Below are 18,245 nucleotides of genomic sequence, written 5' to 3' on the forward strand. Positions count from 1 at the left end.
ACATCCTTCGGGAGATGTCCGTGAACAGCAATCGTCGCGAATTCCTCGGCACGGCTTTGGCCGGCGCCGCTTTCCTCGGGTCCTCCTATCTGCCGGCGGCGGCGCAGCAGGAGACCATCAAGGTCGGCATCCTTCATTCGCTCTCGGGCACGATGGCCATCTCCGAGACGACGTTGAAGGACGTCATGCTGATGCTCATCGAGGAGCAGAACAAGAAGGGCGGTCTGCTGGGCAAGAAGCTCGAGGCCGTCGTCGTCGATCCCGCCTCGAACTGGCCGCTCTTCGCCGAGAAGGCGCGCGAGCTGATCACCAAGGACAAGGTCGCGGCCACCTTCGGCTGCTGGACCTCGGTCTCGCGCAAGTCGGTGCTGCCGGTCTTCAAGGAGCTCAACAACATCCTGTTCTACCCCGTCCAGTACGAGGGCGAGGAGAGCGAGCGCAACGTATTCTATACGGGCGCCGCGCCGAACCAGCAGGCGATCCCCGCCGTCGACTATCTCGCCAAGGAGGAGAAGGTCGAGCGCTGGGTTCTCGCCGGCACCGACTATGTCTACCCGCGCACAACCAACAAGATCCTCGAGGCGTATCTGAAGTCCAAGGGCGTGAAGCCCGAGGATATCATGATCAACTACACGCCCTTTGGCCACTCCGACTGGCAGACCATCGTCTCCGACATCAAGAAGTTCGGCTCGGCCGGCAAGAAGACGGCGGTGGTCTCGACCATCAATGGCGACGCCAACGTGCCGTTCTACAAGGAGCTCGGCAACCAGGGCATCAAGGCGACCGACATCCCGGTCGTCGCCTTCTCGGTCGGCGAGGAGGAGCTTGCCGGCATCGATACGAAGCCGCTGCTCGGCCATCTCGCAGCCTGGAACTATTTCCAGTCGATCAAGACGCCCGAGAACGACGCTTTCATCAAGCAGTGGCAGGCCTTCACCAAGAACCCGAAGCGCGTCACCAACGACCCGATGGAAGCGCATTACATCGGCTTCAACATGTGGGTGAAGGCGGTGGAGAAGGCCAAGAGCACCGATCCGGACAAGGTCATCGACGCGCTGCCCGGCATCGAGGCGCCGAACCTGACCGGTGGCATCTCGAAGATGCTCCCGAACCACCACATCACCAAGCCGGTCTTCATCGGCGAGATCAAGGAAGACGGCCAGTTCGACGTGGTCTGGAAGACCAGCGGTCTCGTGCCGGGCGACGCCTGGTCGAAGGAACTCGACGGCTCGAAGGACCTCGTCGGCGACTGGGTCGAGAAGAAATGCGGCAACTTCAACGTCAAGACCGGCAAATGCGGCGGCGTCTGAGATCATGAGGGGGAAGGGCGGCACGGGAAAAAATCCCGGCCGCCCTTCATTCACCCGCTCACAGGCGACCCGTTTCAGATCGAGCCCTCATCCTGAGGAGCGAGCAAGGCTCGCGTCTCGAAGGATGGTCCAGAGCGCGCTGGAGCCATCGTTCGAGACGCCTCTGCGTAGCTCCTCAGGATGAGGACTGAGATTGAACCAAGCGTGAGACGAACCGGCCCGATGCTCATCTTCCATCGCCTGAAGCACGCGATCATCATCCTCGTGGCGCTCCTCGCCGCTTCGGTCGCTTCCTTCGCGCAGACGGCCGACGAAGCCTTCACGCGGCTCGCAGCCGACAGCTATTCGGATACCTCCCGCGCGATCGAAATCCTCGTTTCGACGGCTCATCCGAATGCGTCGCTGATCATCGAGGCGCTCGGCGACGGGCGGCTGCTCGTCGGGGCGGGCGGTGTCGTGGTGAAGACAGCTGCGGGCGGCTTGGTCGACGCCCGGACCGGGCACGCGCTCACCGCGGCGCCCGCAGGACTGAAGACGGTGCGCCTCAACAACAGCGTGCGCCGTGCCGTGCAGGCCGCGCTCGGTGGCTTGAGCCTGCTCAATCCCGATCCGGGCAAGCGCATCTCCGCGGCGGAGGCCGTCTTCAAGTCGCGCGATGCGGGCCTGCTGCCGATCGTCGAGGCCGCGATCGGCAAGGAGACCGATCCGCGCGCGCTCGCCGCCTTGCGACAGGCCCAGGCCGCGATCCTGATCGCCAAGCCAGATGCCCAGCCGCTCGATCGGGTCGCGGCTGTCGAGGTGCTGCGCGAACGCGGCGATCAGGATGCGCTGGCGGCGCTGCGCGGTCTCTCCGGCGAGATCACGCCGACGCTCCGTGATGCGCAGAGCAGGGCGGTCGCCGCCATCGAGGGCCGGCTGAAGCTATGGGCCGTCGTACAGAACCTCTGGTACGGCCTCTCGCTCGGCTCGGTGCTGCTGCTTGCGGCCATCGGTCTCGCCATCACCTTCGGCGTGATGGGTGTCATCAACATGGCCCATGGCGAGATGGTCATGCTCGGTGCCTACACCACCTTCGTGGTGCAGGAACTGATCCGCACGAACGCGCCCTGGCTCTTCGATTGGTCGCTGGCGATCGCGCTGCCTGCTGCCTTCATCGTCGCCGGGGCGGTCGGCATCGCCATCGAGCGCGGCGTCATCCGCTTCCTCTATGGCCGGCCACTGGAGACGCTGCTGGCGACCTGGGGCATCAGCCTGATGCTGCAGCAGGCGGTCCGCACCGCCTTCGGCCCGACCAATCGCGAGGTCGGCGCGCCCGCCTTCATGTCGGGCGCCTTCGAACTCGGTGGTCTGGCGATCACCTACAACCGGCTCTGGATCATTGTCTTCGCGGCGCTGGTCTTCGCGGCACTCCTCGCCATCCTCAAGCTGACGCCGATGGGCCTGCAGATGCGCGCCGTCACCCAGAACCGGCGCATGGCCTCGGCGATGGGCATCCGCACCGGCCGCATCGACGCGCTGACCTTCGGGCTGGGCTCGGGCGTCGCTGGCCTTGCGGGCGTTGCGCTCTCGCAGATCGACAATGTCAGTCCGAACCTCGGCCAGAGCTACATTATCGACAGCTTCATGGTCGTGGTCTTCGGCGGCGTCGGCAATCTTTGGGGCACGCTGGTCGGCGCGATGACACTCGGCGTCGCCAACAAGCTGCTCGAACCCTATGCCGGCGCCGTGCTCGGCAAGATCGCGCTGCTGGTCTGCATCATTCTCTTCATCCAGAAGCGACCGCGCGGCCTGTTCGCGCTGAAGGGCCGGGCGGTGGAAGCATGATCACCCGCTTCCTCCTCCAGAACATGGACAAGCGTGCCGGAATCTTCCTGGCGATCCTGCTCGGTCTCGGCGTGCTGGTGCCGCTGGCGAACCTGCTGCTGCCGGCAAGCTCGCCCTTCCACGTTCCGACCTCGACCATGTCGCTCTGGGGCAAATATCTCTGCTACGCGCTGCTGGCGGTCTCGCTCGATCTCGTCTGGGGCTATTGCGGCATCCTCAGCCTCGGCCACGGCGCCTTCTTCGCGCTCGGCGGCTACGCCATGGGCATGTATCTGATGCGCCAGATCGGCACCCGCGGCGTCTATGGCAATCCGATCCTGCCCGACTTCATGGTCTTCCTGAACTGGCAGGAGCTGCCCTGGTACTGGTGGGGCTTCTCCTCCTTCCCCTTCGCCATGCTGATGGTGCTGCTGGTTCCCGGCCTGCTCGCCTTCGTCTTCGGCTGGTTTGCCTTCCGCTCGCGCGTCACCGGCGTCTATCTCTCGATCATCACCCAGGCGCTGACCTATGCCTTGCTGCTCGCCTTCTTCCGCAACGATATGGGCTTCGGCGGCAATAACGGCCTGACCGACTTCAAGGACATCCTCGGCTTCAACGTCCAGGCGCAAGGGACCAGAGCCGCTCTGTTTTCAATGACCTGCGTGATGCTGGCGGTGGGCTTCCTGATCGCCCGCGGCATCGTCGTCTCGAAGCTCGGCAAGGTGGTGATCGCGATCCGAGACGCGGAATCCCGCACGCGCTTCCTCGGCTACCGGGTGGATCGCTTCAAGCTCTTCGTCTTCACCGTCTCGGCCTGCATGGCGGGCGTGGCCGGTGCGCTCTACGTGCCGCAGGTCGGCATCATCAACCCCAGTGAATTCGCCCCAGCCAACTCGATCGAGACCGTGATCTGGGTCGCGGTCGGCGGGCGTGGCACGCTGGTCGGCGCGGCGCTCGGTGCCGTGGTCGTAAACTGGGCCAAGACGGTCTTCACCTCCGGCTTTATGGCGCCGTACTGGCTCTTCGCGCTCGGCGGGCTCTTCGTCGTCGTCACGCTCTTCCTGCCCAAGGGCATTCTGGGCACGGCCGAGGCCCTGTGGGCGCGTCGCCGGAAGCCCGAAGCGACGCCGGCCGCCGAGCCGGCACCGGCGGAGTGAAGGCGATGAACGCTCCCGTGCCCGGCGCCCTGACCTCCTCGCTGCTCTATCTCGACGGCGTCAGCGTCTCGTTCGACGGCTTCAAGGCCATCCGCAATCTCTCGCTGACGATCGAGCCCGGCGAGATGCGCGCCATCATCGGCCCCAACGGCGCCGGCAAGACCACGATGATGGACATTATCACCGGCAAGACAAAGCCGGATGTCGGCACGGTGATGTTCGCCGGCACCGTCGATCTCACCCGTCTCGACGAGGCCGCGATCGCCAATCTCGGCATCGGCCGCAAGTTCCAGAAGCCGACGGTTTTCGACTTCCACACCATCGAGGACAATATCCTGCTCGCGCTGAAATCGAAGCGCACGGTCGGCAAGACGCTGTTCTGGAAAACCGGGGAACCTCAGCAGAAGCGGATCGATGACATCCTCGGCATCGTGAAGCTCGCCGACAAGCGTGACCGGTTGGCCGGCTCGCTCTCGCACGGCCAGAAGCAGTGGCTCGAGATCGGCATGCTGCTGGCGCAGGACCCCAAGCTCCTGCTCGTCGACGAGCCCGCCGCCGGCATGACCGATGGCGAGACGGCGCAAACGGCCGTGCTGCTCAAGGAGATCGCCAGGGATCATTCGGTGATCGTCGTCGAGCACGACATGGGCTTCATCCGCGAGCTCGGCGTGAAGGTCACGGTGCTGCACGAGGGCTCGGTGCTGGCAGAGGGCCCCCTCGATCAGGTCAGCGCCAATGAGCGCGTCGTCGAAGTCTATCTGGGGCGATGATGCGATGCTGACCGTCGACGCCATCAATCTGCATTACGGCGCCGCGCAGGCCCTGCGCCATGTTTCGATCGCTGCGGAGCCCGGCAAGGTCACCTGCGTGATGGGGCGCAACGGCGTCGGCAAGACCTCGCTGATGCGCGCCATCGTCGGCCATCAGCCGATCTCGGCAGGCCATATTCGCTTCGACGGAGAGGAGATTTCCGGGCTGCGCAGCGAGGAGCGCGCGCGCGCCGGCATCGCCTATGTGCCGCAGGGGCGGGAGATCTTCCCGCTGCTGACGGTGAAGGAAAATCTGGAGACGGGCTTTGCGCCGCTGAAGCGCAGGGATCGCTACGTCCCGGATGAACTCTTCGACCTATTCCCCGTGCTGAAGTCGATGCTCGGCCGGCGCGGCGGAGACCTCTCGGGTGGCCAACAGCAGCAGCTCGCTATCGCGCGAGCGTTGGTCACCCGGCCCAAATTGCTGGTTCTGGACGAGCCGACCGAGGGCATCCAGCCTTCGATCATCAAGGATATCGGCCGCGCCATCGACTATCTCCGCCAGAAGGGCGGCATGGCGATCGTGCTGGTCGAGCAGTATTTCGACTTCGCCCGCGATCTCGCCGACACCATGTTCGTGATGGACCGCGGCGAGGTCGTGCTGTCGGGGCCGATGAACGAACTCGACGGCAATCAGGTGCAGCGGTTGATTCAGGTGTGAGGGCAGAACGCGCTGACCGGGAGCCAGCGGGGCCTACTGAGCCCTGGCTCAGGCCGCGAGGTCGCGCGCCGCAAACACCTCCTTGGCCGCGAACAGCCCGTTCAGCGCGGCTGGAAATCCGGCATAGACCGCCATCTGCATCAGGACCTCCGTGATCTCCGGGCGCGAGAGCCCGACATTGAGCCCCGCCTCGATATGCACCTTGAGCTGCGGCGCGGCATTGCCCATCGCCGCAAGCGCGGCGATCGTCGCGATCTCGCGGGCGCGCAGGTCGAGACCGGGCCGCGAATAGATGTCGCCGAATGGAAACTCCAAGACATAGTCGGCGAAATCAGGTGCGACATCGGCGAGCGCCGCGATCACCTTGTGGCCGGCTTCGCCGTCGATCTCAGCGAGGGCGCGCTTGCCGCGTTCGAGACGAGTGTTGGCGGCGTTGGAAAAGCTCTGCGTCATAATCGTCGATCCTCTTCTCGGCGTCGCCATAGCCGGCGATTTTGGTGTCGAGGACGAGAAGGCAGGCGTTGAGCTCCGCAACGCGGGCGCGGACCTGCTCGCGGTGACGCTCCAGCTGAGTGCGGCGCTCGGATTCCGTGCCAGAACCCTGTTCTCGCAAAGCCGCGTAGCGCAGCATCTCGCGGATCGGCATGCCCGTGGTCTTGAGCTTGCCGAGGAACTCGATCCAGACGAGGATCGAAGCGTCGTAGTCGCGCTGGCTCGACCGGTCCCTGTCGGCATAGGGCAACAGCCCGATCCGCTCGTAATAGCGGATCGTATGGGCCGATAATCCCGAACGCCTGGCCAGTTCACCGATTTTCATGGGCGCCTTCTTCTCATCACGACGCCTTGGAAGCTACGGGTTCGAGCGCGCTCTAAGTCAAGCGTCTGTCGGCGAGAAAATGAGAGCGCCGCGAGGGTGCCCGGCGCTGGCATGCGAGCTTGAATCGAAATCTCAGCCGTGAAGCTTCAACCCCTTGACGATCTTATCGATTTCCTTCCGTTCGGCATGCAGCCCGAGGCCGACAAGGTCGAGATCGGCCGTCGTGACCGCCGCCACCGCCGCACGGTTGTCGACGTCGTTGCCGGTCGTGAACAGCTCATTCGTATAGAGATGAGCCCGCACGCCGCGGCCCTGCGCGCGCTGCATCACCTGTTTCAGATCCTCAGCCGTGGCGGCGAAGATCAGCACGGGCTGGCGGATCAGCGGGCCATAGAAGCGGCCCGAACCGTCCTGATACGGTTCTCCCGCAATTTCGGGGGCAGCGCCGACAAGCCCTCCCGACAGGAAGCTGGCGACGTTGAGTTTCTGCCAGGTCGCGAGATTCTCGCGCACCACGATGGCGATCTTGGTATCGTAACGCATGGATCGAGCGATAGCCGAAGCGGGAAGGGCGCGTCTTGAACGATCGTGCAGATCGGGGGGCGAGGATTGGGTGCGGCTCGGCAGCGGGACTGATGGCATCGAGCGGATCGAGGCCTTCTTTCGCGGCTACGCCTATGACCCGCACCGCCACGACACCTACGCTTTCGGCCTGACGCTCTCGGGCGTGCAATCCTTCGATTATCGCGGCGCACGCTGTGACAGCCTCAGCGGCCAAGCCATCGTCATCCATCCGGACGAAGTCCATAACGGGCGTTCCGGCATCGCTGAGGGCTTCCGCTACCGCATGCTCTATGTCGAGCCGCGGTTGATCCGCGACGCGATGGGCGAGCATGGCAAGGCCTTGCCCTTCGTTTCCTCCGCTGTCTCGCAGGACCGGCGCCTGGTCGCCGCCATCGCACGCGCGTTGCGAGATTTCGATGCGCCGCTCGACTCGATGGCCGTCGACGATCTGATGCAGCGGCTTGCGGATGCCTTGCTCGCCCTCGATCCCTCGGCAGCCAGCCCCAGACCAATGCGCTCCGATGTCGCGGCACTGGAGAAGGCGCGCGACTATCTCGACGCCCATACCGCCGAGGGGGTCGATTCGGTGCGGCTCGAGGCCGTCTCCGGTCTCGATCGCTTCGCGCTGGCGCGTCAGTTTCGCGCGGCCTTCGGCACCAGCCCCTATAATTATCTGATAATGCGCCGCCTTGACCGCGCCCGGCGCCTGCTGGCGCAGGACCTGTCGCTGGCGGATGCCGCCTTGGCCTGCGGCTTCGCCGATCAGAGCCATCTGACCCGCCAGTTCCGCCGCGCCTATGGCGTCACACCGGGGCGTTGGCGAGCCTTGCAGAGCCGGGCCCGGACATGACGCCGGAACTGCGCCGGCTTGCCCCGCCCGCCGCCTCCATGCTTGAAGCAGCGACAAAGGCGGGCTTCGCGGAGTGTCGGATATGCAGCTTGGAGTGATTGGCCTCGGCCGCATGGGGGCCAACATCGTGCGCCGCCTGATGCGCGCCGGCCATGAATGCGTGGTTTATGACCGCGATCCGAAGCCGGGCCAGGCGCTGGCCGCCGACGGCGCGACCCTTGCGGCCGATCTCACGGACATGGTCGCCAAGCTCAAGGCGCCGCGCGCCATCTGGGTGATGCTGCCGGCCGGCAAGATCACCGAGGCGACATTGGCCGAGCTGGCCGGCCTTGTTGCCGGCGGCGATACGCTGATCGACGGAGGCAACGCTTTCTGGAAGGACGATGTCCGCCGCGGCAAGGAGCTCGCGGCCAAGGGCATCCACTACATGGATATCGGCACCTCCGGCGGCGTCCACGGCCTCGACCGCGGCTACTGCCTGATGATCGGCGGCGACAAACCGGCTTTCGACCGGCTGGAGCCGATCTTCGAGGCGCTGGCGCCGGGCAAGGGCGATATCGAACCCACCAGGCATCGCGAGGGCCGCAATCCGACGAGCGAACAGGGCTATCTGCATTGCGGCCCGACCGGCGCCGGCCATTTCGTCAAAATGATCCATAACGGCATCGAATACGGCATGATGCAGGCCTTCGCGGAGGGCTTCGACCTGCTGCGCAATGCCTCCGCCAAGGAAGGCCTTCCGGCCGAATACGGCTTCGATTTCGACGTGGCGGAGATCGCCGAGGTCTGGCGCCGCGGCTCGGTCGTCACTTCCTGGCTGCTCGACCTCACGGCAGAGGCGCTGGCGGCTGACGAGGAGCTGTCCTCCTACACCGGCAACGTCTCGGATTCCGGCGAGGGCCGGTGGACGGTCGATGCCGCCGTCGAGACCGCGACGCCCGCGGAGGTGCTGACCTCGGCGCTGTTCGCGCGCTTCCGCTCGAGGGTGGATCACACCTTCGGCGAAAAGATCCTCTCCGCCATGCGCGCCGGCTTCGGTGGCCATGTCGAGCCGAAGAAGCAGGGGTGAGGCCGTGAGCTCACAAAAGCTGGCAGGTTCCTTGAGCCTTCATCCTGAGGAGGCCGCGGCAGCGGCCGTCTCGAAGGATGCTCCAGAGCGCTCTGAAACATCCTTCGAGGCGCAGCCTGCGGCTGCTCCTCAAGATGAGGGCTCGCCCATCAGGCCCGCCGTCATCGTCGTCATGGGCGTCGCCAGCTCCGGCAAGACCTCGCTGGGCGAGCGGCTGGCCGCGCGGCTCGGCTGGCCTTTCCGGGACGCCGATTCCTTCCATCCGCCCGAGAACGTCGCCAAGATGGCCGGCGGCACGCCGCTGACCGACGAGGATCGCAAGCCCTGGCTCGCCGCGATCGCCGCCTGGATCGACGATCTGCGGACGAAGGGCGAGCACGGCATCGTCACCTGCTCGGCGCTGAAGAGGGCCTATCGCGAGGTGATCGTCGGCGATCGGCCGGACGTCGCGCTGGTCTATCTCAAGGGCTCGCGCGAGCTGATCGGCCGGCGCATGGCCGCCCGGCAGCATCATTTCATGCCGCCGGCGCTGCTCGACAGCCAGTTCGCGACGCTGGAAGAGCCCGGGCCGGACGAGCGGCCGCTCGTCGTCTCCGTGGAGGACAGCAAGGACGCGATCGTGCAGGACGTGGTTGACCGGCTGGGGCTGTGAGGCTCAGCCTCACGTCACCTCGAACCACGCCCACACGCCGAGGTCGAAGCGTTCCAGCACGGTCGATGAGATCAGCCAGCGGCCGGGATTGTCGGCGATGAAGGCGATGTGCAGCCTCTTGCGCTCCGGGATCTGCACCGTGTCGAGGAAGTAGTTCTCCCAGCCATCGTCGAGCGGGTGCAACAGCCGGAAGCTGTGGCCATGGACGTGCAGCGGCTGGATGAAGGCGGTGCGGTTGTCGATGGCGATCACCATCGGCGTGCCGCGCTTCACGCTGAACAGCGGCTTGGCGTCGAGGCTGCCGACGCCGCCATTGACCAGCCAGGGCCGGGCGAGATCGAGGCCGGAGAAGTCGAGCTTCTGGTCGTCGCCGAGCTTCGCGCCCCCCTCGATCACGATCTCCGGACGCGTCGCATCCTGCATGCGGACGGCGGCGGGCAGCGACGGGTTGAGCTTGAGCGCGGGAACCGCCGCGGGCGGGACCTTCGGCTCGCCCGCGGTCACGATTCGCACCAGCGGCAGGCCCGGCCCGATCAGGGCGGTGACGTTGACCGAGGCGCCGACTTCTATCGGCAGATCGAGGACCACATCGTAGCGCGTCCCGGGCGCGAAGGGCAGTTGCGAGCGAACCGGCTCGAAGCTCTCCGTCGGCTGGCTGTCGACCGCGATCACGGTCGGTTTGCCGCCATCGAAGCGCAGCCGCATGATCCGGGCGTTGCAGGCATTGGCGAGGCGCAAGCGGATCCGCGCGCCCGGCCTTGCGGTCACCGGCAGCGGCGGGGAGCGGCCGCTCACGGTGAGCCAGCTGCCAAGCCGGCCGGCGGAGGCTGCGGGGTTGCCTTGCAGGACGAAGGGCTGGAGCGATTGGTCGTCGCCCAGGAGCCAGTCCGTCACCAGCACGGGCAGGTCGAGCTCGACCGCAGGCGGCTCCGGCTCCTCGACGATCAGCAGGCCGCTCAGACCGCGGCCACAGGGCTCCGAGGAGCCGCCGAGGACCAGGGGCCGGTAGAGCAGGGTGCCGCTGTCCGGCGGGGTCAGGCGGATTTCGCCGGTCTCGCCCGGAGGGATCGGCGGCTGGCTGAAGCCGCCGACGCCGTCGCGTGCTGCTTGGCCGCGCAGACCGTAGCAATGCAGCCCGAGCGGGGTCGTCGTCCGGTTCTCCAGCTTCAGGCTCAGCGTTTCCCCCTGCTTGATTCGCAGCGTCGGGCCCGGCGTCACCCCGTCGAAGGCCCAGATCTCCGTCTCGGCGGCGGGCGTGGGGCGCAGCCGGGCCTTGGCCGGGGCAGCCGTGAGCATGCGGGGCTGCGCGACATCCGGCGCTTTCGCTGGCGCGGCCTGCGCCTGCGCGAAGCCCGTCGACGGCGCCAGCAATCCGGCGCTGCCGAACCCGGCGAGCAGATGCCGGCGGGACAACAGGGCGGGGCGGGCAAGGCGTGGTTTCGTCATGACATATCGCATAATCCGCGTGGGCTGCTCTGGCGAGAGGCGCCACGCGGCGCGCCGTGGAAACACGCGCCGGAAGGGTTCTTTGCAGAACCGTCATTTTTTTGCTGCAAGCGCCGGCCGAAATGCGTATAGCACCGCGGCTTAACGATGGCCGCGCTGCGTTTGCTCGCACGCAGCGCTATCGGGCCGGCGGGCGTGGCGGAACTGGTAGACGCACTGGATTTAGGTTCCAGCGGCGAAAGTCGTGGGGGTTCGAGTCCCTCCGCCCGCACCATCGGCCTAGATCGCCGCGCGCCCTTGCGGGTGCGGAACGGCGGTCTATGTGTTTGTTGCCGCATCGGATTTTCCGAGGAGTGGGTTCCACTTTTTGGTCCGATGCGAGAGTTTTTCGCGAGCGCGGCGGCGGTCGGAACCGGCGTCGCGCTTTGGACATTGAGACGTAAACGAGCTGTTGGCGGTAAAAAAATGAACGTGACCGAAACCCTGTCCCAGGGCCTCAAGCGCGAATTCCAGGTGGTGCTGAACGCCGCCGACCTGAAGACGAGGCTCGACGACAGCCTGCAGGACCTTCAGGGCAAGGCCAAGATCAACGGCTTCCGTCCGGGCAAGGTGCCGGTCGCCCATCTGCGCCGCCTCTATGGCCGTTCGGTGATGTCCGACGTGCTGCAGAACGCCGTCAACGAAGCCAACCAGAAGATCGTCGCCGACAACAACCTGAAGCTCGCCTTCGAGCCGCAGATCCGCTTCCCCGAGAACAAGGACGAGATCGAGGCCGCGATGGAGGCCAAGGGCGATCTCGCCTTCACCGTCGCGCTCGAGGTTCTGCCGAAGATCGAGCTGGCCGACATCTCCGACGTTTCGCTGACCAAGCCCGTCGCCGAGGTTCCAGACGCCGATGTCGACGCCGCCCTGCTGCGCATGGCGTCCGGCAACCGCACCTATTCGCCGAAGGGCGAGAAGGCCAAGGCCGAGAGCGGCGACCGCCTGATCATCTCCTATGTCGGCACCATCGACGGCAACGCCTTCGAGGGCGGCACCGGCGAGGGCATCCCGCTCGATCTCGGCTCCGGCCAGTTCATCCCCGGCTTCGAGGAGCAGCTCGAAGGCGCCAAGCAGGGCGAGACCCGCACGATCAAGGTCACCTTCCCGGAGAACTACGGCGCGGCCCATCTCGCCGGCCAGGCGGCCGAGTTCGTGGTCACCGTCACCGAAGTCCAGGGCCCGGATGCCGTCAAGATCGACGATGAGCTCGCCAAGGCCTTCGGCATGGAGTCGCTGGATGCCCTGCGGGCCGCCGTGAGCGAGCAGATCGGCCGTGATTTCCAGGCCCAGTCCCGCCGTAAGCTGAAGAAGGGCCTGCTCGACGCGCTCGACGGCAAGTACACCTTCGAGCTGCCGCCGACGCTGGTCGAGCAGGAGTTCAACAGCGTCTGGAGTCAGGTCGAGGCCGACATGAAGGCCGCCAACAAGACCTTCGCCGACGAGGACACCACCGAGGACGCAGCCCGCGCCGACTACCGCAAGATCGCCGAGCGCCGCGTGCGCCTCGGCCTCGTGCTGGCCGAGATCGGCGAGCAGGCCAAGGTCCAGATCTCGGATGACGAGGTCACCCAGGCCCTGATCGAGCGCGCCCGCCAGTTCCCGGGCCAGGAGAAGCAGGTCTGGGAGTTCTATCGCAAGAACCCGCAGGCGCTGGCCGAGATCCGTGCCCCCATCTTCGAGGAGAAGGTCGTCGACCACCTCCTCGGCCAGGTGAAGGTCGAGGATCAGACCGTCTCTCGCGAGACGCTCTATGCCGACGACGAGGCCGAGGAGACTGCCGAGGCCAAGCCGAAGAAGGCCGCCGCCAAGAAGGCCAAGAAGGCCGAGGCCAGCGAGAAGGCTGACGACGCCTCCGCCTGAGGCCGCCGGCAACCTTAATGCCAACATTCGCGCCGCCGGCCTTCAAGACCGGCGGCGCTTCCCTTTTCAGCCGCGTTCGCCGTGCTTATGTGGTTGTCTTCCTAGCAGCCGTTGATTCGATAAACCGCCGCAATCCGGCGCTATCACCCGAGGACTGAGCCATGCTTCGCGATCCGATCGAGACCTACAACAATCTCGTCCCGATGGTGGTCGAGCAGTCGAGCCGTGGCGAGCGCGCCTTCGACATCTATTCGCGCCTGCTGCGCGAGCGCATCATCTTCCTGACCGGCCCGGTCGAGGATTTCTCCGCGTCGCTGATCGTGGCGCAGCTTCTCTTCCTCGAGGCCGAGAACCCCAAGAAGGAAATCTCCTTCTACATCAATTCGCCCGGCGGCGTGGTCACCTCCGGCCTGTCGATCTACGACACGATGCAGTTCATCCGCTGCCCGGTCACGACGCTCTGCGTGGGCCAGGCCGCCTCGATGGGCTCGCTGCTGCTGACGGCCGGCGCCAAGGACATGCGCTTCGCCCTGCCGAACGCCCGCATCATGGTCCACCAGCCTTCCGGCGGCTTTCAGGGCCAGGTCACCGACATCCTGATCCACGCCAAGGAAGTCGAAAGCCTGAAGAAGCGGCTCAATGAAATCTACGTGAAGCACACCGGCCGCAGCTACGAGGAAGTCCACGCCGCGCTGGAGCGCGACAACTTCATGACCGCCGAGCAGGCCAAGGAGTTCGGCCTGATCGATCAGGTCATCGAGAAGCGGCCGGAAGAGGCGGCCTGAGCCCCGCGACGCGGGGTGTCGAACCTGTGGGTTGGCGTGCCGGCTCACAGGGGCCATATTGAAAGAAGATCGGCCCCGTGTTTGCATGGGGTCGGGGGTGAGCGGACGAGCGCTCCACTATGATCCGGTTTGGATTGGCCCTGCGTTTCCGGATGTATCGGAACGGGTCGTTAACCTAATCATCGTGATCTGAGCGCTTATTTATGACGGAGAGACGACGGTTGCATCCGCCTCGGCTGATGTGGTCCCGGTCTCCGGAACTGGAGATGGACAATGGCTAATAAGCCCGGCGGCGACTCTAAGAGCACGCTGTACTGCTCTTTCTGCGGCAAGAGCCAACACGAGGTCCGCAAGCTCATCGCGGGCCCGACCGTGTTCATCTGCGATGAATGCGTCGAGCTCTGCATGGACATCATCCGCGAGGAATCGAAATCCGCGCTGGTGAAGTCGAAGGACGGCGTGCCGACTCCCAAGGAGATCCGCAAGGTTCTGGACGACTACGTCATCGGCCAGGATCATGCCAAGAAGGTGCTCTCGGTGGCGGTCCACAACCACTACAAGCGCCTCAGCCACGCGACGAAGCACAACGACGTCGAGCTGGCGAAATCCAACATTCTGCTGATCGGGCCGACCGGCTCGGGCAAGACCCTGCTTGCGCAGACGCTCGCCCGCATCCTCGACGTGCCCTTCACCATGGCGGATGCGACGACGCTGACCGAGGCCGGCTATGTCGGCGAAGACGTCGAGAACATCATCCTCAAGCTGCTCCAGGCCTCCGACTACAATGTCGAGCGGGCGCAGCGCGGCATCGTCTATATCGACGAGATCGACAAGATCAGCCGCAAGTCGGACAATCCCTCGATCACCCGCGACGTCTCGGGCGAGGGCGTCCAGCAGGCGCTGCTGAAGATCATGGAGGGCACGGTCGCTTCGGTTCCGCCGCAGGGCGGGCGCAAGCATCCGCAGCAGGAATTCCTGCAGGTCGATACCACCAACATCCTCTTCATCTGCGGCGGTGCCTTCGCCGGTCTCGACAAGATCATATCGAGCCGCGGCAAGGGCACCTCGATCGGCTTCGGCGCGACCGTCAAGGCGCCCGACGAGCGCCGCACCGGCGCGATCTTCCGCGAGGTCGAGCCCGAGGATCTGTTGAAGTTCGGCCTGATCCCGGAGTTCGTCGGCCGCCTTCCGGTTCTGGCGACGCTGGAGGATCTCGACGAGGCCGCGCTGAAGACGATTTTGACCGAGCCGAAGAACGCGCTGGTCAAGCAGTATCAGCGCCTCTTCGAGATGGAAGACACGCAGCTGACCTTCACCGACGAGGCCGTCAGCCTGATCGCCCGCAAGGCGATCGAGCGGAAGACCGGCGCGCGCGGCCTGCGTTCGATCATGGAGGGCATTTTGCTCGAAACCATGTACGAGCTGCCCGGCCTCGAGGGCGTCGAGCAGATCGTGATCGGCCCGGAAGCGGTGGAGAACAAGGCGCGGCCGCTGTTCATCTACGCGGAGCGCGAGGACGAGACCAAAACCGCCTCGGCCTGAGATTTTTCAAGCCTTGTGACAACGCGACGCGCGCCATTGGCGCGCGTTTTGCGTTGTGATGGGCATTGGCTCGTCGCAGTGCCGTACTGCGACAGCTTCGTGGGAGATTGAACCGTCGCAGGTCTTGGTTTCCGTCCTTCGCCTGCTGCAGGACAGCGGTGCATGGCCCGGATACCTCGCTTGAAAGCCGGCGAGGAAGTCTCCACCTTAGGTGCACTTGCGAGAGTCGCATGCCTAGCTAGGGTGCGATGCGCGGGGGCGGAGGAGCGAATGGTCGCTCTGGCCGCATACGTCCGATCGCTCAGCCCATCTTGGGGGGGTGCCGGGCGCAACTGCAAAGGAACTGCCATGACTGGCTCGACGCCACGCGCTCCCTTCGTCCCAGGCGAGACCGGCACCTACCCGGTTCTGCCTTTGCGCGACATCGTCGTCTTCCCGCATATGATCGTCCCGCTCTTCGTCGGGCGCGAGAAGTCGATCCGCGCGCTCGAGGAAGTGGTGAAGACGGACGGGCTCATCCTGCTGGCGACCCAGAAGAACGCCGGCGATGACGACCCGCAGACCAAGGATATCTATGAAATCGGCACGCTCGCCCGCGTGCTGCAGCTTCTCAAGCTGCCCGACTCCACCGTGAAGGTGCTGGTCGAGGGCGTCGGCCGCGCCAAGGCGCTGTCCTATTCCGCGACCGAGTCCTACTACGAGGCGGAGGCCACCGGCCAGGCCGAGGAGGAAGGCAAGAAGGTCGAGGTCGAGGCGCTGGCCCGTTCGGTCGTCAGCGAGTTCGAGAGCTATGTGAAGCTCAACAAGAAGATCTCGGGTGAGATCGTCGCTGCGGTCTCGCAGATCGACGAGCCCGCCAAGCTCGCCGACACGGTCGCCTCGCATCTGGCGGTGAAGATCGCCGATCGCCAGGGCGTGCTGGAGATCACCAACGTTGCCCATCGTCTGGAGAAGGTGCTCTCGCTCATGGAAAGCGAGATGTCCGTGCTCCAGGTCGAGAAGCGCATCCGCTCGCGCGTCAAGCGCCAGATGGAGAAGACCCAGCGCGAGTACTACCTCAACGAGCAGATGAAGGCGATCCAGAAGGAGCTGGGCGACGGCGAGGAAGGCCGTGACGAGCTGGCCGAGCTGGAGGAGCGCATCGCCCAGACGAAGCTGACCAAGGAAGCCCGCGACAAGGCGACGGCCGAGCTGAAGAAGCTGCGCCAGATGTCGCCGATGTCGGCGGAGGCGACCGTCGTGCGCAACTACCTCGACTGGATGCTCGGCATCCCGTGGGGCAAGCGCTCGAAGATCAAGAAGGACCTCAACGCCGCCCAGCTGGTGCTGGACGACGATCACTTCGGCCTGGACAAGGTCAAGGACCGCATCGTCGAGTACCTCGCCGTGCAGCAGCGCGCCAACAAGCTCGCTGGCCCGATCCTGTGCCTTGTCGGCCCTCCCGGCGTCGGCAAGACCTCGCTCGGCAAGTCGATCGCCAAGGCGACGGGGCGCGAGTTCGTCCGCATGTCGCTCGGCGGTGTGCGTGACGAGGCCGAGATCCGCGGTCACCGGCGCACATATATCGGCTCGATGCCCGGCAAGATCATCCAGTCGATGAAGAAGGCCAAGACCTCCAACCCGCTCATCCTGCTCGACGAGATCGACAAGATGGGCCAGGACTTTCGTGGCGATCCCTCGGCGGCCCTGCTAGAGGTGCTCGACCCCGAGCAGAACTCGACCTTCAACGACCATTACCTCGAGGTCGACTACGACCTGTCGAATGTGATGTTCGTGACGACGGCGAACACGCTGAACATCCCGCCGGCCCTGCTGGACCGGATGGAGGTGATCCGCATCGCCGGCTACACCGAGGAAGAGAAGACCGAGATTGCGCGCAAGCACCTGATCGCGAACGCGATCAAGAAGCACGGGCTGACCGGCAAGGAGTGGTCGATCACCGACGAGGCTCTGCAGACCCTGGTGCGGCGTTACACCCGCGAGGCCGGCGTCCGTAACCTCGAGCGCGAGATCTCCAACACCGTCCGCAAGGGCGTGAAGGACATCGTGCTCGGCAAGAAGGACAAGGTCGTCGTCGACGAGAAGCTGCTCGAGGAATATCTCGGCCCGCCGCGCTATCGCTACGGCATGGCGGAGACGGAGAATCAGGTCGGTGTCGTCACCGGCCTGGCCTGGACCGAGGTCGGCGGCGAATTGCTGACGATCGAGGGCGTCATGGTGCCCGGCAAGGGCCGCATGACCGTCACCGGCAACCTGCGCGACGTGATGAAGGAATCGATCTCGGCGGCGGCGTCCTATGTCCGCTCGCGGGCCGTCGATTTCGGCATCGAGCCGCCGCTCTTCGACCGGCGCGACATCCACGTGCACGTCCCGGAAGGGGCGACCCCGAAGGACGGGCCTTCGGCAGGCATCGCGATGGCGACCGCCATCGTCTCGATCCTGACCGGCATCCCGACCAACCGTGACGTCGCCATGACCGGCGAGATCACGCTGCGGGGCAGGGTGCTGCCGATCGGCGGGTTAAAGGAGAAGCTCCTGGCGGCGCTTCGCGGCGGCATCAAGAAGGTGCTGATCCCGGAGGAGAACGCCAAGGATCTGATCGATCTTCCCAAGTCGGTGAAGGACGGCATGGAGATCGTCCCGGTCTCGCGCATGGAGCAGGTGCTGCAGCATGCGCTGACCCGCCAGCCGGTTCCTATCGTCTGGGAAGAGGATCTGAAGGCCGTGCCCGCTCCGGGGGCGGACGACGAGGCGGCGGGCGTCGTCGCCCACTGACTTTCGGCCTGAGGAATGAGAGCCGCCGGTGCGCAAGCGCCGGCGGTTTTCTTTTGGGTGCCGGCAGGATGATCCATCCGGGTAGGACTGGCCGGCATGTCCG

16 protein-coding genes and 1 tRNA gene are annotated in these 18,245 nt (G+C 65.5%); 13 read left to right on the forward strand and 4 right to left on the reverse strand.

What is annotated here, in order from left to right:
• The first annotated feature begins 20 nt into the window (after nt 1–20).
• The 5 genes from urtA to urtE all read left to right on the forward strand — a co-directional run bounded on the left by urtA (nt 21) and on the right by urtE (nt 5,740).
• Nucleotides 21–1,310 carry an urea ABC transporter substrate-binding protein gene (urtA, locus tag AB4Z16_RS11020; RefSeq protein WP_441511387.1) on the forward strand — a complete coding sequence of 430 codons (1,290 nt, stop codon included), beginning with the start codon at nt 21–23 and terminating at the stop codon, nt 1,308–1,310.
• A 222-nt stretch (nt 1,311–1,532) separates the two neighbouring features.
• A complete protein-coding gene (gene urtB, locus AB4Z16_RS11025; RefSeq protein WP_441511388.1) occupies nt 1,533–3,134 on the forward strand; it encodes an urea ABC transporter permease subunit UrtB in 1,602 nt (533 codons plus the stop codon).
• Nucleotides 3,131–4,270 (forward strand): urea ABC transporter permease subunit UrtC, encoded by a 1,140-nt coding sequence (urtC, locus tag AB4Z16_RS11030; RefSeq protein WP_441511389.1) that lies wholly within the window; start codon nt 3,131–3,133, stop codon nt 4,268–4,270. Before urtB ends, urtC begins: the two co-directional genes overlap by 4 nt.
• Before the next feature lie 5 nt (nt 4,271–4,275).
• Nucleotides 4,276–5,040, forward strand: a complete 765-nt coding sequence (urtD, locus tag AB4Z16_RS11035) for an urea ABC transporter ATP-binding protein UrtD (RefSeq protein ID WP_441511390.1) — start codon at nt 4,276–4,278, stop codon at nt 5,038–5,040.
• A 4-nt stretch (nt 5,041–5,044) separates the two neighbouring features.
• Nucleotides 5,045–5,740, forward strand: coding sequence for an urea ABC transporter ATP-binding subunit UrtE (urtE, locus tag AB4Z16_RS11040; protein WP_441511391.1), 696 nt, complete (start codon nt 5,045–5,047; stop codon nt 5,738–5,740).
• A gap of 48 nt (nt 5,741–5,788) precedes the next feature.
• On the opposite strand, the gene AB4Z16_RS11045 is transcribed toward urtE, so the two are convergent.
• The 3 genes from AB4Z16_RS11045 to AB4Z16_RS11055 form a co-directional block, all read right to left on the reverse strand.
• Nucleotides 5,789–6,193, reverse strand: coding sequence for a carboxymuconolactone decarboxylase family protein (locus AB4Z16_RS11045; RefSeq protein WP_441511392.1), 405 nt, complete (start codon nt 6,191–6,193; stop codon nt 5,789–5,791).
• The gene (locus AB4Z16_RS11050) at nt 6,129–6,557 is read right to left on the reverse strand and encodes a MerR family transcriptional regulator (RefSeq protein WP_441511393.1); all 429 of its coding nucleotides are present in this window, start codon (nt 6,555–6,557) and stop codon (nt 6,129–6,131) included. The genes AB4Z16_RS11045 and AB4Z16_RS11050 overlap by 65 nt, the downstream gene beginning before the upstream one ends.
• 132 nt (nt 6,558–6,689) lie before the next feature.
• On the reverse strand, nt 6,690–7,100 hold the full coding sequence (locus tag AB4Z16_RS11055) for a DUF2000 family protein (RefSeq protein WP_441511394.1): 411 nt from the start codon (nt 7,098–7,100) through the stop codon (nt 6,690–6,692).
• Between the two features lie 70 nt (nt 7,101–7,170).
• Between AB4Z16_RS11055 and AB4Z16_RS11060 the strand changes: the two genes are divergently transcribed.
• The 3 genes from AB4Z16_RS11060 to AB4Z16_RS11070 all read left to right on the forward strand — a co-directional run bounded on the left by AB4Z16_RS11060 (nt 7,171) and on the right by AB4Z16_RS11070 (nt 9,692).
• A complete protein-coding gene (locus AB4Z16_RS11060; RefSeq protein ID WP_441511395.1) occupies nt 7,171–7,971 on the forward strand; it encodes an AraC family transcriptional regulator in 801 nt (266 codons plus the stop codon).
• Between the two features lie 82 nt (nt 7,972–8,053).
• Nucleotides 8,054–9,040 (forward strand): phosphogluconate dehydrogenase (NAD(+)-dependent, decarboxylating), encoded by a 987-nt coding sequence (gene gnd / locus AB4Z16_RS11065; protein WP_441511396.1) that lies wholly within the window; start codon nt 8,054–8,056, stop codon nt 9,038–9,040.
• A gap of 31 nt (nt 9,041–9,071) precedes the next feature.
• Complete coding sequence (locus AB4Z16_RS11070; RefSeq protein WP_441511397.1) at nt 9,072–9,692, forward strand: gluconokinase; 621 nt, start codon at nt 9,072–9,074, stop codon at nt 9,690–9,692.
• Nucleotides 9,693–9,701: 9 nt separating this feature from the next.
• On the opposite strand, the gene AB4Z16_RS11075 is transcribed toward AB4Z16_RS11070, so the two are convergent.
• Nucleotides 9,702–11,138 carry a multicopper oxidase family protein gene (locus AB4Z16_RS11075; protein WP_441511398.1) on the reverse strand — a complete coding sequence of 479 codons (1,437 nt, stop codon included), beginning with the start codon at nt 11,136–11,138 and terminating at the stop codon, nt 9,702–9,704.
• A 189-nt stretch (nt 11,139–11,327) separates the two neighbouring features.
• On the opposite strand from AB4Z16_RS11075, the gene AB4Z16_RS11080 reads away from it, so the two are divergent.
• The 5 genes from AB4Z16_RS11080 (at nt 11,328) to lon (ending at nt 18,142) form a co-directional block, all read left to right on the forward strand.
• A tRNA-Leu gene (locus tag AB4Z16_RS11080) sits at nt 11,328–11,412 on the forward strand.
• A gap of 191 nt (nt 11,413–11,603) precedes the next feature.
• Nucleotides 11,604–13,040 carry a trigger factor gene (gene tig / locus AB4Z16_RS11085; protein WP_441511399.1) on the forward strand — a complete coding sequence of 479 codons (1,437 nt, stop codon included), beginning with the start codon at nt 11,604–11,606 and terminating at the stop codon, nt 13,038–13,040.
• Nucleotides 13,041–13,201: 161 nt separating this feature from the next.
• The gene (locus AB4Z16_RS11090; RefSeq protein WP_441511400.1) at nt 13,202–13,825 is read left to right on the forward strand and encodes an ATP-dependent Clp protease proteolytic subunit; all 624 of its coding nucleotides are present in this window, start codon (nt 13,202–13,204) and stop codon (nt 13,823–13,825) included.
• Nucleotides 13,826–14,098: 273 nt separating this feature from the next.
• On the forward strand, nt 14,099–15,367 hold the full coding sequence (gene clpX, locus AB4Z16_RS11095) for an ATP-dependent Clp protease ATP-binding subunit ClpX (protein WP_441511401.1): 1,269 nt from the start codon (nt 14,099–14,101) through the stop codon (nt 15,365–15,367).
• 348 nt (nt 15,368–15,715) lie between these two features.
• A complete protein-coding gene (gene lon / locus AB4Z16_RS11100; RefSeq protein ID WP_441511402.1) occupies nt 15,716–18,142 on the forward strand; it encodes an endopeptidase La in 2,427 nt (808 codons plus the stop codon).
• Nucleotides 18,143–18,245: the final 103 nt, after the last annotated feature.

The organism is Allobosea sp. TAF32 (assembly GCF_052113585.1).
GTDB lineage: Bacteria > Pseudomonadota > Alphaproteobacteria > Rhizobiales > Beijerinckiaceae > Allobosea.

Bases quoted from the DNA above. Each gene is read 5' to 3' on its own strand.
- AB4Z16_RS11090 (WP_441511400.1), top strand. From the start codon at position 13,202: ATGCTTCGCGATCCGATCGAGACCTACAACAATCTCGTCCCGATGGTG.
- urtD (WP_441511390.1), top strand. From the start codon at position 4,276: ATGAACGCTCCCGTGCCCGGCGCCCTGACCTCCTCGCTGCTCTATCTC.
- urtB (WP_441511388.1), top strand. From the start codon at position 1,533: ATGCTCATCTTCCATCGCCTGAAGCACGCGATCATCATCCTCGTGGCG.
- lon (WP_441511402.1), top strand. From the start codon at position 15,716: ATGACTGGCTCGACGCCACGCGCTCCCTTCGTCCCAGGCGAGACCGGC.
- clpX (WP_441511401.1), top strand. From the start codon at position 14,099: ATGGCTAATAAGCCCGGCGGCGACTCTAAGAGCACGCTGTACTGCTCT.
- AB4Z16_RS11055 (WP_441511394.1), bottom strand. From the start codon at position 7,100: ATGCGTTACGATACCAAGATCGCCATCGTGGTGCGCGAGAATCTCGCG.
- AB4Z16_RS11045 (WP_441511392.1), bottom strand. From the start codon at position 6,193: ATGACGCAGAGCTTTTCCAACGCCGCCAACACTCGTCTCGAACGCGGC.
- urtC (WP_441511389.1), top strand. From the start codon at position 3,131: ATGATCACCCGCTTCCTCCTCCAGAACATGGACAAGCGTGCCGGAATC.
- AB4Z16_RS11050 (WP_441511393.1), bottom strand. From the start codon at position 6,557: ATGAAAATCGGTGAACTGGCCAGGCGTTCGGGATTATCGGCCCATACG.
- urtE (WP_441511391.1), top strand. From the start codon at position 5,045: ATGCTGACCGTCGACGCCATCAATCTGCATTACGGCGCCGCGCAGGCC.
- gnd (WP_441511396.1), top strand. From the start codon at position 8,054: ATGCAGCTTGGAGTGATTGGCCTCGGCCGCATGGGGGCCAACATCGTG.
- AB4Z16_RS11075 (WP_441511398.1), bottom strand. From the start codon at position 11,138: ATGACGAAACCACGCCTTGCCCGCCCCGCCCTGTTGTCCCGCCGGCAT.
- tig (WP_441511399.1), top strand. From the start codon at position 11,604: ATGAACGTGACCGAAACCCTGTCCCAGGGCCTCAAGCGCGAATTCCAG.